This window comes from Bradyrhizobium sp. Leo78, assembly GCF_059512425.1.
In genome coordinates, this window is sequence record NZ_JCAMOT010000022.1 from 37,452 (window position 1) to 51,925 (window position 14,474).

The 14,474-nt window shown below is 63.2% G+C and carries 12 protein-coding genes; all 12 read left to right on the forward strand.

The genetic code is table 11. The annotated features are described in order from the left end of the window. Positions 1–85: 85 nt before the first annotated feature. The 12 genes from AC5ZG1_RS25475 to AC5ZG1_RS25530 all read left to right on the forward strand — a co-directional run bounded on the left by AC5ZG1_RS25475 (position 86) and on the right by AC5ZG1_RS25530 (position 14,455). Positions 86–706, forward strand: coding sequence for a UbiX family flavin prenyltransferase (locus tag AC5ZG1_RS25475; protein WP_456646422.1), 621 nt, complete (start codon positions 86–88; stop codon positions 704–706). Positions 707–731: 25 nt separating this feature from the next. Then, positions 732–2,153 carry a UbiD family decarboxylase gene (locus AC5ZG1_RS25480; protein ID WP_456646421.1) on the forward strand — a complete coding sequence of 474 codons (1,422 nt, stop codon included), beginning with the start codon at positions 732–734 and terminating at the stop codon, positions 2,151–2,153. A gap of 79 nt (positions 2,154–2,232) precedes the next feature. Further along, positions 2,233–3,273 (forward strand): ABC transporter substrate-binding protein, encoded by a 1,041-nt coding sequence (locus AC5ZG1_RS25485; RefSeq protein WP_080663838.1) that lies wholly within the window; start codon positions 2,233–2,235, stop codon positions 3,271–3,273. 19 nt (positions 3,274–3,292) lie between these two features. Then, a complete protein-coding gene (locus AC5ZG1_RS25490; RefSeq protein ID WP_028165745.1) occupies positions 3,293–4,132 on the forward strand; it encodes an ABC transporter ATP-binding protein in 840 nt (279 codons plus the stop codon). Beyond that, positions 4,129–4,896 (forward strand): ABC transporter permease, encoded by a 768-nt coding sequence (locus AC5ZG1_RS25495; RefSeq protein ID WP_028165744.1) that lies wholly within the window; start codon positions 4,129–4,131, stop codon positions 4,894–4,896. Before AC5ZG1_RS25490 ends, AC5ZG1_RS25495 begins: the two co-directional genes overlap by 4 nt. Before the next feature lie 50 nt (positions 4,897–4,946). Next, positions 4,947–6,677 carry a thiamine pyrophosphate-binding protein gene (locus AC5ZG1_RS25500; protein WP_496134461.1) on the forward strand — a complete coding sequence of 577 codons (1,731 nt, stop codon included), beginning with the start codon at positions 4,947–4,949 and terminating at the stop codon, positions 6,675–6,677. Between the two features lie 91 nt (positions 6,678–6,768). Continuing rightward, entirely contained in the window at positions 6,769–7,611 is an 843-nt protein-coding gene (locus AC5ZG1_RS25505; RefSeq protein ID WP_028165742.1) for an AraC family transcriptional regulator, read from the forward strand. Positions 7,612–7,740: 129 nt separating this feature from the next. Next, positions 7,741–10,755 carry a xanthine dehydrogenase family protein molybdopterin-binding subunit gene (locus AC5ZG1_RS25510; protein ID WP_496134400.1) on the forward strand — a complete coding sequence of 1,005 codons (3,015 nt, stop codon included), beginning with the start codon at positions 7,741–7,743 and terminating at the stop codon, positions 10,753–10,755. Next, on the forward strand, positions 10,752–11,567 hold the full coding sequence (locus AC5ZG1_RS25515; RefSeq protein ID WP_028165740.1) for an FAD binding domain-containing protein: 816 nt from the start codon (positions 10,752–10,754) through the stop codon (positions 11,565–11,567). Before AC5ZG1_RS25510 ends, AC5ZG1_RS25515 begins: the two co-directional genes overlap by 4 nt. Then, a complete protein-coding gene (locus tag AC5ZG1_RS25520) occupies positions 11,564–12,082 on the forward strand; it encodes a (2Fe-2S)-binding protein (protein ID WP_130579896.1) in 519 nt (172 codons plus the stop codon). Before AC5ZG1_RS25515 ends, AC5ZG1_RS25520 begins: the two co-directional genes overlap by 4 nt. Then, entirely contained in the window at positions 12,075–13,619 is a 1,545-nt protein-coding gene (locus AC5ZG1_RS25525; RefSeq protein WP_456646417.1) for an AMP-binding protein, read from the forward strand. Before AC5ZG1_RS25520 ends, AC5ZG1_RS25525 begins: the two co-directional genes overlap by 8 nt. Before the next feature lie 29 nt (positions 13,620–13,648). Next, positions 13,649–14,455: an enoyl-CoA hydratase/isomerase family protein gene (locus tag AC5ZG1_RS25530; RefSeq protein WP_028165737.1), complete on the forward strand. Its 807-nt coding sequence runs from the start codon at positions 13,649–13,651 to the stop codon at positions 14,453–14,455. Positions 14,456–14,474 lie beyond the last annotated feature (19 nt).

Consider the following 14,474-nt stretch of genomic DNA (forward strand, 5'->3'; position numbering starts at 1 on the left):
CGCCCAGGCAAACAACATTCATTTCGATGGCCGCGACGCCTGGCGTCACTTGCGTCGCGGCAGCAGGGAGCAGAAGCGAAACGTCATGCATGATCGGACGCCCTCACGGCTGATTATCGGCATCTCCGGAGCCTCCGGCGTCGTCTACGGCGTGCGCTTGCTGCAATTGCTCCGCAACGCCGGTGTCGAAACGCACCTGGTGATGTCGAAGACGGCGGAGCAGACCTTCGCCTATGAAACCGACCTGAAGATCGCCGAGGTGAAGGTGCTGGCCGATTTCAGCCACGCCATCGACGACATGGCGGCTTCGATCTCCAGTGGCTCGTTCCGCACGGCGGGCATGATCATCGCGCCCTGTTCGATGCGATCAATGTCGGAGATCGCGTCCGGCGTCACCACCACGCTCCTGACCAGGGCCGCCGACGTTGTGCTCAAGGAGCGTCGCCGGCTGGTGTTGATGGTGCGCGAGACGCCGCTGCACACCGGCCATCTGCGTACCATGACCGCGCTTTCAGAGATGGGAGCGATCATCGCGCCGCCGGTGCCGGCGTTCTATGCCAAGCCCGACAGCCTGGACGACATGGTCGAGCATACGGTCGGGCGCGTGCTCGACCTGTTCGACATCGACATCGGCGTGGTGCGCCGCTGGGGCGAGGACGAGGCGTTGAAGCGTCGTTCGCCGCGAAAAATTGCTCCCTATGCTTGAAGAAGACCACGGAAAGGATCGCCATATGCGGACCGAGAACCTGGCCAGAGCCGCTGCGGCGGAGGCGCCGAAAGACTTGCGATCATGGCTCGCTCACCTCGCCGAGCGCGGCAAACTCGCGGTTGCTCGCGAGGGAGTAGGGCTTGCCGATGAGCTCGCTGCCGTTTCGAAAGGGCTGGAGCGTGACCGCGCGGTGTTGTTTCCAAAGCCCGGCGGGCACGACATTCCGGTGGTCTCAAATCTGTTCGCGGCTCGCGACTGGGTCGCCGATTCCATCGGCGTCGGCGAGGAGCAATTGCTGACGCGTTTCCTCGCGGCGGCGCGCAATCCGCTGCCGAGCCGTGAAGTGGCAAGCGGGCCGGTGCAGGAGGTTGTCCACAACGAGGTCGATCTCCTCCGGCAGCTCCCGATCCCGAAACATAACGAGCGCGACAGCGGCCCCTACATCACGGCGGGGCTGTTGATCGCGCGCAATCCGCGCAATGGCATTCAGAACGTCTCGATCCATCGCTGCCAGATCAGCGGTCCGAACCGGATCGGCGTTCTGTTGTTGCCACGGCACACGCTGTCCTATTTCCGCATGGCTGAGGAAGCTGGTGAGGCACTCGAAATCGCCATCGTGATTGGGGTTCATCCGGCCCTGCTCTTGGCGTCGCAGGCGATTGCTGCGCTGGACGAGGACGAGATGGCGATTGCCGGCGCGCTGCTCGGTCACCCCGTCGATGTCGTGAAATGCAAGACCAACTCGGTCCGCGTTCCCGCCCATGCGGAGATCGTGATCGAGGGACGAATTCTTCCCCGCGTGCGGGAGCCCGAGGGGCCGTTCGGCGAATTTCCCCAGTACTACGGGCCGCGTGCGGATCGCGAGGTGATCGAGGTCGACATGGTCACTCACCGCGCTCAGCCAATCTACCATACCATCGTCGGCGGTGGTTACGAGCATCTCATTCTCGGCGGCGTACCGCGCGAGGCGACGCTGGTGCAGCATCTGCGGCGCAGTTTCCCGAACGTGCTCGATGTACGTCTCACCCGGGGTGGCACCTGTCGGTATCATCTTGCCGTCAAGATCGACAAGATTGCCGACGGCGAGCCGAAGAACATCATCATGGCTGCCTTCGGCGCTCACTATGACATCAAGCAGGTCATAGTCGTCGACAAGGATGTCGACATTGGTGATTCCGAGGAGATCGAATGGGCGGTCGCCACCCGCTTCCAGGCCGACCGCGATCTCCTGGTCGTCTCCGGCGCGCTCGGCTCCAAGCTCGATCCGACAACCGACAAAGGGATCAGCGCCAAGATGGGGCTCGACGCGACCGTGCCGGTCGATGCGCCCGAGCTCGATTTCAAGCGCATCCATGTCAAGGGCGAAGAAGAGGTCGACCTCGCGACGGTCTTGCAAAAAGATCCGAATGCCGCCTTCTCCCGCGTTCTTGCACGAGCGCGATAGGCAAGGGGCTGATCCGAACACGTTAACAACGCAGCGCGCCCGCAAGAGTGCGGTCGCAGGTAACATTGGGAGGTGATTGATGCTCTCTAGGATGATCCGTGCGAGTTTGGTTTTCAGTGCTGTGGCGGCATCGAGCTTGGTGCCCACGTGGGCGAAAGCGGCCGATGACGTCAAGGTCGCCATCAACAACGTGGTCAGCGATGTTGTCTTTCACCTTGCCGCCGAACGCGGGTTCTTTGCCGAACAGAATCTCAACGTCACCCTGGTCAGCTTCGATTCCGGACCGAAGATGATTGCGCCACTGGGTGCGGGCCAGATCGACGTTGGCGCAGGCGCATCTTCCGCAGGGCTCTACAATGCGGTGGCGCGCGGCATCAATGTGAAGGTCGTAGCCGATAAGGGCTCGACGCCACGCTCTTACGATTACATGCCGCTGCTCGTCCGCAAGGCGCTGGTCGACAACGGCACCGTCAAGACCGTTGCAGACCTGAAAGGAATGAAATTCGGCGAGGTTGGTCCGGGAGCCGCGACCAATGCAAAGCTCAGCCACATCCTTGGTGGTGCAGGGCTGACCTACAAGGACGTTACGCACAACTATATCAACTATCCCCAGCAGATCGCAGCCTTCACCACCGGTGCAATCGACGCGGCGATCACGACGGAGCCGTCGGTCACGCAGGCGATCAATAGCGGCGTCGCCGTGAAGTTCGTGGCGGATGGCTATCCGGATCAGCAGGTTGCCGTGCTGCTCTATGGCGGTGACTTCATCGCCAAGCGTCCGGCCGTCGCCGAGCGGTTCATGGTCGCCTACCTCAAGGCGGCGCGCATCTACAACGATGCTACCGCTGGCGGAAAATTCACGGGCAAGGGTGTCGACCAGGTGATTCAGACCATCATGAAAAGCACCGGCCTGAAGGATCCGGAGCTGTTTAAGAAGATGGTGCCGAACGGGATTGATCCCGATGGCAAGGTTAACGTGAAGAGCATGGCGGACGATCTGAAGTTCTTTGCCGACAACGGCTATCTGGAGCGGCCGGGCAAGGTCGAGGACGTCGTCGACGCCTCGTTTGCTGACAAGGCGGTGCAGAAGCTCGGCTCCTACAAGCCTGCCGAAAACTGACGGCAAAGAAGGATACGTCATGGCTATTGCGAACGTGTTGAATAAGCAGGGGCGACCGGAACTGGTGCCGTCGACGCCGCAACTGTCCCTTTCGGGTGTCAGCAAATATTTCGGATCGTCGGGTTTCGTAGCCCTCGACGGCATCACCATCGATATTCCGCAAGGGCAGTTCTTCGTGATCGTCGGCCCGAGCGGCTGTGGCAAGACCACACTGCTGCGCATCCTTGCCGGGCTCGATACTCAGAGTTCAGGCACCGTCGCCGTCAACAGGACCGATGAGAAACGCCCGGTCAATTCCATGATCTTCCAGGGCGACTCGCTGTTCCCCTGGATGACGGTGTTCGATAATGCCGCCTACGGCCTGCGTATGCGGCGTGTCCCTGAGGCGCAGGTGTCCGACACGGTCCGCACGTGGCTCGAGCGGATCGGCCTGTGGCGGTTTCGCGACCGCTATCCCAACCAGCTATCGGGTGGCATGCGTCAGCGTGTGTCGATCGTGCGAGCCTTCGCGAATGATCCGGAAATCCTGTTCATGGACGAACCGTTCTCGGCGCTGGACGAGCAGAACAAGCTGCTGCTTCATGAGGAATTGCTGCGGATCTGGGAAGCGACCAAGAAGACGGTCGTATTCATCACCCACAGCGTCGACGAAGCAGTCACGCTCGGTGACCGCATCATGATCATGACCGCCAATCCAGGGCGCGCCAAGGCCGTGCTCGATGTGCCGTTTCCGCGTCCGCGGAATGTGCTGGAACTCCGGCAAAAACCTTCCTATGGCGATCTCGTGTTCCATATCTGGGAGCAATTGCGCGAGGAGGTACAGCGCGCGCGTCAAAACGCGGAAGGAGAGAAGGCATGAGCGCCGAGGTCAAAGGCCGTGACAGGGTAGTCGGTGTCCTCACGCCCATCGTGCTGTTGGGCCTCTGGGAGCTCGCGGCCCGATTTGGGCTTCTCGATGCGCGCTTCTTTCCGCCGCCATCGGCCATCGTTCATCAGTTTGCCGCGTTGGTCGCTTCCGGCGAGCTTGGCGCCAATGTCCTCGCAAGTCTCAAACGCCTCGCGCTCGGCATGCTGCTCGGCGGCGTGCCTGCGTTGTTCCTTGGTCTTGCCATGGGCATATCGCGGCCGCTGCGTGCGGCGATCGATCCCTTGATCTCGGCCACCTATCCGATCCCGAAGAGCGCCATCCTCCCGCTGGTGCTCTTGATCTTCGGTCTCGGCGAAATGTCGAAGGTGGTCATGGTCGCGCTGGGCGCGTTCTACCCGATCATCATCAATACGGTGGTCGGCGTCGCCAACATCGACAAGATCTATCTCGATGTCGGGCATAATTACCGGGCCAACCGGTGGCAGGTGTTTCGGACCATCGCCTTGCCCGGAGCGTTGCCTTCGATCATGGCCGGTGTCAAACTGGCGGTCGGCATGGGGCTGATCCTGATCGCGATTTCCGAGATGGTCGCCGCCAATGACGGCGTCGGCTACATGATCTGGAATGCCTGGCAGGTGCTGACGGTCGATACGATGTATGTCGGGCTTCTCGTGATCGCGGTGCTCGGATTCCTGTTCTCGATCGTGCTCGATGAGATCGAACATCGTCTCATTCCCTGGAAACGAAGGGCATGATCGATGGCCAGCTTTCTGTCATCAAGCAATCGTCGGGTGAGCAACGATCGATGTTGACGACCTCAGGCCCGCGCAGCGGTGGCGAAATCCTCATCGATACGCTGAAGATCCACGGCGTCGACACGGTATTCTGCCTGCCGGGGGAAAGCTTTCTGGCCGCAATCGATGCGCTGGCCGGTGACGGCAACGCGATCCGGACCGTCGTGACGCGTCATGAGGCTGGCGCGGCTCACATGGCCGAGGCCTATGGAAAGCTGACCGGGCAGCCGGGTATCTGCTTCGTGACACGAGGGCCCGGCGCAAGCCACGCCGCAATCGGCGTGCATACGGCTTCGCAGGATTCGACGCCGATGATCCTGTTCATCGGGCAGGTTGCTCGCGGCATGCTGGGACGCGAAGCGTGGCAGGAAGTCGATTTCCGCCAGATGTTCGGCGGCATGGCGAAGTGGGTCGTGGAGATCGACCGCGCCGAGCGCATCCCGGAATTGGTCAGCCGCGCTTTTCATGTCGCGGTCTCGGGACGCCCGGGTCCGGTCGTGGTCTCGCTGCCGGAGGATATGCTGGCCGAGGAGGTCGTGGCTGCGGATGCCAGGCCGTATCGGCGGTCTGCGGCGCATCCGAGTGCTGATCAGCTCTCGCGGCTCGTCGAGATGGTAGCGGATGCGGAGCGGCCGCTTGTTATTGTCGGCGGCGGCGGGTGGAACGCGCGAGCCTGCGAGGACCTCAAGACCTTCATCGAGCTGTTCGATCTGCCCGTTGTCGCGGGCTTCCGGCGGCAGGATATCTTGGATAACCGCCATCCAAACTACATCGGCCACGCCGGGCTTGGACCGAGTGCAGCATTGGTCCGGCGCATTCGCAGCGCTGATCTCATCATCGCTGTCGGCGGACGGCTCGGCGAGACGACGACGTCCGGATACACCCTGTTCGAAGTGCCCCGGCCATCGCAGCGCTTCGTTCACGTGCATGCCGATCCGAACGAACTCGGCCGTGTCTATCAAGCCGATCTCCTGGTCAACGCTGGCATGCCGGAGTTTGCCGCGGCCGTCGCGCGACTGCAGCCGTCCGACGGATCGCAGGCAACCAGGAGCCTGCAACGGAAGGCCTGGGTTGCGGCAGGCCGTGCCGAATTCGTCTCCGACCAGACGCCGGGATCAATGCCGGGCCCGGTTGATCTGGGCGCAGTGATGCTGCACTTGCGCGAGGTGCTCCCCGCGGACGCGATCATCTCGAATGGTGCCGGCAACTATGCCATCTGGGTGCACAAATTTCACCGCTATGGCGGCTTCAGGACCCAGCTTGCGCCGACCTCCGGATCGATGGGTTATGGCCTGCCGGCGGCAATCGCCGCCAAGCTGGCGCATCCCGAGCGCACTGCTGTCTGCTTTGCGGGCGACGGCTGCTTTCTGATGAGCGCGAACGAGCTCGCCACGGCGGCGCGACATGGGCTCGGCGTCATCGCGATCATCATCAACAACAGCATGTACGGCTCGATCCGCATGCACCAGGAGAAGGAATATCCCGGACGGGTACATGCGACGGCGCTGGACAATCCGGATTTCGCAGCGCTCGCGCGGGCCTTCGGCGGCTATGGTGAACTTGTGCTGGAAACCGATGCCTTTCCCGCAGCATTTGCGCGGGCCCGGGCCTTCGCCGATGAAAAAAGCAAACCCGCCATACTGGAGCTCAGGATCGATCCGGAAGCGATTACGCCCACTGCAACGCTGACGCAATTACGCGAGCGTGCGCTCGCTGCGCGCGATGTTGCTCCGCAACGATGATGGCGTGCCGTGGCTGCCTCTCGGATTGACAGATCATTCGACTTGTGCTGACGGGAAAGGAAGCAACAACGACGTCTGAAGGGAGGCCTTGATGTCGACAGCTCTGCGCATCGCTCATGGCGCCTTCGGCAGGGTCGCGCTGCTGGATATGGATCGTTCGCTGGTGCGCCATGCGCATCCGCATTGCCATGTCCTGCTGAAGGTCGAAGGCGCCGATACACAGTTCCTGGTGGGAGATAGGGTCTATCCGCTGACCGACACATGCGCCGTGCTCGTCGACGGCTGGAAGCCGCACGCCTATGTTCACGATCCCGCGCGGCCGCGAACCCTCATTCTGGCGCTTTATATTGAACCTGAATGGTTGAAGGAGTTCCGGCCCGGATGGGCCGCGAGCGGCGCGCCGGGTTTCTTCGATCAGCCGTCCGGGGAGGTCTCGCCGCGGATCCGGCAACTCACGATGCATCTTGCCACCGACATGATGTCGCATCCGGACTGCGTCCGTGCCCATGAGCAGACCCTCTCGGACCTGATGATCGCGGTGATCGAACGCTTCACACCGTGGCGGAGCTTTCCCAATTCCATCCGCGGCATGAACGCGATGTCGTGCGACTGGCGGATCCGGCGCGCGACGGAAGTGATTCGCGCGCAGGAGGGAGCCCACGCCAATGTCGATCAGTTCGCGAAGGGCGCAGGGCTGTCGCGGGCGCAGTTCTTCCGCCTGTTTGAATCCTCGCTCGGGGTTTCGCCCAAGATCTATCTGAACGTCGTGCGGATGGAGCGGGCGCTTGATGCCGTGATCCACCAGGATACGTCGGTCACTGATCTCAGTGAGCGCTTCGGCTTTCCGGAGCCGGCGCATTTCACCCGCTTCTTCCGCGATCACGCCGGAGTCGGCCCGCGCGAATTTCGCAACGTCTCGCGGCTTGCAAGTTGATATTGCGGCGCACACTCCGAAATGAGACGATTTGGTAGGTCGTGAGATCGGGCGGTATGGCCCGCATGGCTGACATTCTGACAACTGCTCCACGTCGCGTCAGAGAGCGCGATGGAGAGGAGCGTCGGAATGGCGGAGGCCGCGGTTCAGTCCGCATTATCTGCAGATCGGAACACGGCTGAAGACCGGCCTTGGGTCGGCCGTTCGATCGAACGCGTCGAGGATGCCGCGCTGCTCACCGGGCGCGGGCGCTTCATCGACGATCTCGGCACTCCACCGGGGACGCTGCATGCTGCCATCCTGCGCTCCCCACATGCCCATGCCGATATTGTCTCTGTTGACGCTGAGGCGGCGCGGCATGCGCCGGGCGTCGCCGCTGTCCTCACCGGCGAGCAGGTCAAGGCGCTGACGTCGAGCCTCGTCGTTGGCGTGAAGGCGCCGGTGGAATGCTGGCCGATTGCGACCGAGCGGGTTCGCTATGTCGGCGAGCCCGTCGCCGTGGTCGTCGCGAGCGATCGCGCCCGGGCGGAAGATGCGATCGAACTGATCAACGTCGAGTACCGGCCGCGCGCTGCGGTGGTCGATCCGTTGGCGACGCTCGCTGCCGATGCGCCTGTCCTGCACGATGGTTTTCCCGGCAATCTCGCCAGCGACCGCAGTTTTTCCTATGGCAATCCCGAGCAGGCGTTTGCCGAAGCAACGCATCGCTTTTCAATCGACATCCGTTATCCGCGCAATTCCTGCACGCCGATCGAAACCTATGGCATCGTCGCCACCTACGATGCGGCTGAGAATGCCTATGACATCCTCGCCAATTTCCAGGGTCCTTTCAGCATTCATACCGTGATCTCGCGTGCGCTGAAGGTGCCGGGCAATCGGGTGCGGCTGCGCACGCCACCGGATTCCGGCGGCAGCTTTGGCGTCAAGCAGGGCGTCTTTCCCTATATCGTTTTGATCAGCGCGGCCTCTCGCGCCGTCGGGCGCCCCGTGAAGTGGATCGAGGATCGGCTTGAGCATCTGACGGCCTCGGTGTCGGCGACCAACCGCGCCACGACGCTTTCAGCCGCGATCACCGCGGACGGCAAGATCCTCGCGCTCGATTGGGACCAGGTCGAGGATTGCGGCGCCCACCTGCGCGCACCCGAACCCGCAACGCTCTACCGTATGCATGGCAATCTCACTGGCGCCTACGACATCCGCCATGTGAAGGTGCGCAACCGCGTGGTCGTCACAAACAAGACGCCGACCGGCCTCAACCGCGGCTTTGGCGGACCGCAAGTCTACTTCGCGCTCGAGCGCCTGATGCAGCGGATTGCGATCGGGCTGCGCCTTGATCCGCTCGACGTGATCCGGCGCAATCTCGTTCCGGCGAACGCCTTTCCTTATCGCACGGCGACCGGTGCGCTGCTGGACTCCGGAAACTATCAGGAGGCGATCGCCAGAGCTGTCGAGCAGGGCCAACTCGCGGAACTCAAGGCGCGACGCGATGAGGCGCGCGCGCAAGGCCGCCTTTATGGCATCGGCTTTACGGCTGTCGTTGAGCCCAGCGTCTCCAACATGGGCTATATCACGACGGTGCTTACGGCGGCGGAACGTCGCAAGGCCGGACCGAAGAATGGCGCGCAGGCAACCGCAACGGTTGCGCTTGATCCCGTCGGGGGTGTCACGGTCCATGTCGCATCCGTGCCGCAAGGGCAGGGTCATCGCACGGTGCTGTCGCAGGTGGTGGCCGATGTGTTCGGCCTCAAGCCGCAGGATGTTCGCGTCAATACGGAGATCGATACCGCCAAGGATGCCTGGTCGATCGCCTCCGGAAACTATGCGAGCCGGTTTGCGGCCGCCGTAGCCGGGACCGCGAAGTTGGCGGCTGAGCGGATCGCGGTCCGTCTTGCGCGCATCGCCGCGAGCCAGCTGAATGTTGAGCCGGCAGATATCACGTTCGCCGGCGGCTTCGTCGCGTCGAAGCGCAATCCGGAGAACCGCATCCCTTTTTCCAGAGTGGCGGCCCTCTGTCATTGGTCGCCGGGCTCATTGCCTGATGATGCCGGCCAGACCATCCGCGAAACCGTGTTCTGGACGCCGCCGGAGCTGACCCCGCCGGACGATCAGGATCGCATCAACTCCTCGCTCTGCCACGGCTTCATCTTCGATTTTTGCGGCGTCGAGATCGACCGCACGACGTTTGAGACCCGTATCGATCGCTACGTGACCATGCACGATTGCGGCACCATCCTGCATCCGGGCATGGTGAACGGGCAGATCCGCGGCGGCTTTACGCAAGCGCTCGGGGCGGCGCTCTATGAAGAATATGCTTATGCGGCGGACGGCAGCTTTCTGACCGGAACGTTTGCGGACTATTTGCTGCCGACGACGACCGAAGTCCCCGAGCCGCAGATCATCCATATCGAGACACCGTCGCCCTTCACCCCGCTCGGGGCCAAAGGCGTCGGCGAAGGCAACTGCATGTCGACGCCGGCGTGCATCGCCAATGCCGTTGCCGACGCGCTGGGCCTTGCCGACGTCACGCTGCCGCTGGTGCCGGCGAAGCTCGCCGATTTGGTGCGTGGTCCGGAGCCCGAACCGCCGACCGGACAATCGAAGGCGGCGCCTGCACGCGAAGGAGACCGCCGGCTGCGCGGCGAGGGCCGTGCGTCCGTCAACGGGGCGCCGGAGCAGGTGTGGACGATGCTGCTCGATCCCCAGACGCTGCAGGCTGTGATCCCCGGATGCGAGCAGGTCCACAAGGTTTCCGACACGCATTTCCGCGCCCACGTGACGCTCGGCATCGGTCCTGTCAGCGGACGTTATCGTGCTGACGTCCAATTGTTTGATCTCGACCCGCCCCGCGCAGTCACGCTGCGTGGAAAAGCGGAGGGGGCACTCGGTTTCGGAAACGCCGAAGGTCGCATCACGCTCGAGCCCGACGGCAAAGGCGGCACACAGCTCAGCTACAGCTATGACGCAGCGATCGGCGGCAAGGTCGCGAGCATCGGCGGCCGCCTGCTCGACGGCGCCACGCGCGTGATCATCGGACAGTTCTTTGCGGCACTTGCGCGCCAGGCCGGCGGTGGGGCGCCGGCGGGCGGCACCTCGATATTTGCGCTGCTCGCCAAGCTCGCAAGCCTGTTTGGAGGGCGACGATGAAACCAGCCGCCTTCGACTATGTCCGCGCCGAATCCGTCAACGAAGTCCTCGAGGGACTTTCGAAAGAGGGCGGCAATGCCCGCGTGCTCGCCGGCGGCCAATCGCTGATGGCGATGCTCAATATGCGCCTCGCCAAGCCGAGACTCCTGATCGACATCATGCGGCTGAAGGAGCTCAACCGCATCGAGGAGCAAGCGGGAGTAGTGACGATCGGCGCCGGCGTGCGCCAGGCCGCCTTGCTCGCATGGCCGGAACTGGCGCGGACTCAGCCGCTTCTTGCGCGGGCGTTGCCCTGGGTCGGCCATGTCCAGACGCGCAGCCGCGGCACCATCTGCGGCTCGCTCGCACATGCCGACCCGAGCGCCGAGATGCCGCTCGCGCTGATCGCCCTCGGCGGCGAGGTGCATCTGCGCAATGCGCGACGGCGCCGACGGGTTGCAGCGACCGAGTTCTTTCTTGGCATGATGGCCACTGCGCGGGCGGAAGACGAACTCATTGAAGCCGTATCGTTTCCCGCTCGGGCCGGCGAGCGATGCGCGTTTCGCGAAGTCGCCCGCCGCCACGGTGATTTCGCCATCGTGGCCTGCGCGGCGGTTGCGACCTCGAAAGGTGTCCGCTTTGCTGTTGGCGGCGTCGCCGATGTTCCGCAGGCGCGGGACTGGCCGCGCCTGGACGGAAGTGCGCTCGACGACGCGCTGAACGGCTTTGCCTATGAGCTCGACGCGCGCGATGACGTGCACGCGACCGCGCGCTATCGCCGCGATCTGGTGCGGATCATCGGTCGCGATCTGGTGCGCGAGGTGCTGCAATGACCCGTCTCAGCGCCGATGGCCGTCATCCGGTTCGCTTCAAGCTGAACGGCAGGCCGGTTGAAGCCGAAGCCGAGCCGCGCATGCTGCTGTCCGACTTCCTGCGCCAGCAGATTGGCGCAACCGGAACCCATGTGGGCTGCGAGCATGGGGTTTGCGGTGCCTGCACGGTCATTGTCGACGGCATGCTCACGCGCTCCTGCCTGACGCTGGCGGCACAGGTGGATGGCTGCGAGATTCAGACGGTCGAAGGGCTTGCTCCGTCGCCGGACCGGCTCGGCATCCTGCAACAAGCGTTCCGCCGCAACCACGCTTTGCAATGCGGCTTCTGTACCGCCGGCATCCTGATGTCGCTCGACCATTACCTGCGCCGGCATCCGGCGCCAAGCGAAGCCGATATCCGCGATCTCCTGAGCGGCCATCTCTGCCGCTGCACCGGCTACACCCCGATCGTAAAGGCGGCGCTGGAAGCGGCCGCCGAGCTCGCCACCACCACCCAAGAGAAGTCAGATGCTTGATCTCGGCAGCAGTTTCATTGCAAGCGTCGCGCGTGATCCGGATGCGCTTGCAATCGTCGACGGCGAGCTTCGCCTCACCTATCGCCAGTGGTACGGCAAGATCTCGGCGCTCGTAGCATCGTTCGATCGCATCGGGCTGAAGCCCGGCGATCACGTCGTCACCGTGCTGCAGAACCGCTGGGAGGCTGCGACCCTGCACTGGGCTTGCCAGTTTGCGGGGCTGGTCATCACGCCGATCAACTGGCGTGCTAAGGCCGACGAGCTCGATTTCTGCATCGAGAATGCGGAGGCCTGCGCGGTCTTCTATCAGGATGTCTCCGCCGACGCCGTGAGAAATTCTACGCGCGCGGCCGGCTTGCAACGCATTGCGGTCGGTATGAATGCCGACGGAGATCTGGCTTTCGCGGACATGGTGGAAGGCGACGCTCCTGATGCCCAGCCTCGGGTCGGCGCCGATGCATGGTCGATCATGCTCTACACTTCGGGCACGACATCGCGACCAAAGGGCGTGCCGCGCCACCATCGTGCCGAGCGCGCGGCGGCAATCGCGCATGTCGCGCAAAACCTCTATGGCCGCAACGAGCGTACGCTCGGCGTGATGCCGCTCTATCACACCATGGGTGTGCGCTCCTTGCTCGCGATGTCGCTGATCGGCGGCACCTTCATTTGCCTGCCGCGCTATGACAGCCGCCAGGCGCTGGCCCTTATCGAGAGCGAGAAGATCAGCAATCTTTATCTGGTGCCAACGCTCTACCACGATCTCGTTCACCACGAGGCGTTCTCGGCGACCGACGTATCGAGCGTGCGAAAACTCGGCTTTGCCGGCGCCTCGATGACGGATGGATTGCTCAAGAAGTTGAGCGAAGTGTTCAAGCCGGACCTGTTCGTCAATCATTACGGCAGCTCCGAGATCTACACCTTCACGATCGATCAGAACGCGCCGGCCAAGCCCGGCTCGGCCGGCAAGGCCGGCATCAACCAGCACATCAGGGTGGTACGGATCAACGCTCGTTCGATTGCCGAACTTGCCGCACCGGGCGAAGAGGGCGAGATCATCGCCTCGCTCGCCGGCGACGAAGCATTCGAAGGCTACTGGCGGCGGCCCGAGGCCGATGCCAAGGCGCTGCGCGAGGGCTGGTATTTTACCGGAGATACCGGGTTCATCGATTCCGACGGCGACCTGTTCGTGACCGGCCGCGTCGATGACATGATCATCACCGGCGGCGAGAATGTGTCGCCGGTGGAAATCGAAAGCTGCCTCTCGCTGCATCCCGCTGTCTCTGAAGTGGCAGTCGTCGGTCTCGCCGACGAGAAATGGGGCAAGATCGTCGCCGCCTTCGTCAAGCGCAACCGATCGGTCTCCGAGGCGGAGCTCGAGCAGTTCTGCCGTACCTCCGGTCTTGCCAATTTCAAGCGCCCGCGACGCTACGTCTTTGTCGATGCCATTCCAAAATCGCCGGTCGGTAAACTTCTCCGGCGTCTGCTCGTCGCAGGAGAATACGAAGCCGAGCGCCTGCCGCCCTCGGATGCGGCCTGATCACACGACACCAACGAAAGGAAAACCACATGCCATCCCCGTACACCTTTGCCGATCCCCGTCTCGCCAAGCTCGATGGGTTCAAGGTCGAGATCGACGAGGCGCATGAGCGCGCCGACATCATACTCGGCCGGCCGCCCTATAACGTCGTCTCGATGCCGCAGCGCGATCAGCTACGGCTGACCTTCGAGACGCTCGACGAAGATCCGCGTGTTCGCGTCATCGTGTTGCGGGGCGAGGGCGACCATTTCTCCAGTGGCGGCAATATCGGCGGCTTCATGGAAGCGAGCCCGGAGCACGTATCAAAACTGGCCTGGAATATCGCGGCGCCCGCACGTTGCGCCAAGCCGGTGATTGTCGCCAATCGCGGCTATTGCTTCGGCGTCGGATTCGAGCTGTCGCTCGCCTGCGACTTCCGCATCGCTTCCGAAACCACGCAATACGCCTTGCCGGAGCAGAAGCTCGGACAGATCCCGGGGTCGGGAGGATCGGCACGTCTGCAGAAAATGGTCGGTATCACCCGCACCAAGGACATCGTGATGCGCTCCAAGCGGATCTCGGCGAAGCAGGCGCTGGAGTGGGGGATTGCGACCGAATGCGTGCCGGACGCCGAGCTTGAGAAGGCGACGGACCGGCTGGTCGACGAGCTGCGCACCTTCTCGCCTTTGGCGCAGCGTACCGCGAAGAAGCTCCTGAACGACACCGAAGACTCGACGCTCACGATCGCGATCGAGCTCGAGGGCCATTGCTACAGCCGGCTGCGTCAGTCCGAGGACTTCAAAGAAGGCGTCGAAGCCTTCAACGCCAAGCGTCCGCCCAAGTTCGTTGGGCGCTGACGACAAGGAAGACGACTAA

Excerpts from the sequence above, each read along its gene's own strand:
- AC5ZG1_RS25485 (WP_080663838.1), top strand. The coding sequence starts at position 2,233 with ATGCTCTCTAGGATGATCCGTGCGAGTTTGGTTTTCAGTGCTGTGGCG.
- AC5ZG1_RS25480 (WP_456646421.1), top strand. The coding sequence starts at position 732 with ATGCGGACCGAGAACCTGGCCAGAGCCGCTGCGGCGGAGGCGCCGAAA.
- AC5ZG1_RS25515 (WP_028165740.1), top strand. The coding sequence starts at position 10,752 with ATGAAACCAGCCGCCTTCGACTATGTCCGCGCCGAATCCGTCAACGAA.
- AC5ZG1_RS25520 (WP_130579896.1), top strand. The coding sequence starts at position 11,564 with ATGACCCGTCTCAGCGCCGATGGCCGTCATCCGGTTCGCTTCAAGCTG.
- AC5ZG1_RS25500 (WP_496134461.1), top strand. The coding sequence starts at position 4,947 with ATGTTGACGACCTCAGGCCCGCGCAGCGGTGGCGAAATCCTCATCGAT.
- AC5ZG1_RS25475 (WP_456646422.1), top strand. The coding sequence starts at position 86 with ATGCATGATCGGACGCCCTCACGGCTGATTATCGGCATCTCCGGAGCC.
- AC5ZG1_RS25525 (WP_456646417.1), top strand. The coding sequence starts at position 12,075 with ATGCTTGATCTCGGCAGCAGTTTCATTGCAAGCGTCGCGCGTGATCCG.
- AC5ZG1_RS25505 (WP_028165742.1), top strand. The coding sequence starts at position 6,769 with ATGTCGACAGCTCTGCGCATCGCTCATGGCGCCTTCGGCAGGGTCGCG.
- AC5ZG1_RS25490 (WP_028165745.1), top strand. The coding sequence starts at position 3,293 with ATGGCTATTGCGAACGTGTTGAATAAGCAGGGGCGACCGGAACTGGTG.
- AC5ZG1_RS25495 (WP_028165744.1), top strand. The coding sequence starts at position 4,129 with ATGAGCGCCGAGGTCAAAGGCCGTGACAGGGTAGTCGGTGTCCTCACG.
- AC5ZG1_RS25530 (WP_028165737.1), top strand. The coding sequence starts at position 13,649 with ATGCCATCCCCGTACACCTTTGCCGATCCCCGTCTCGCCAAGCTCGAT.
- AC5ZG1_RS25510 (WP_496134400.1), top strand. The coding sequence starts at position 7,741 with ATGGCGGAGGCCGCGGTTCAGTCCGCATTATCTGCAGATCGGAACACG.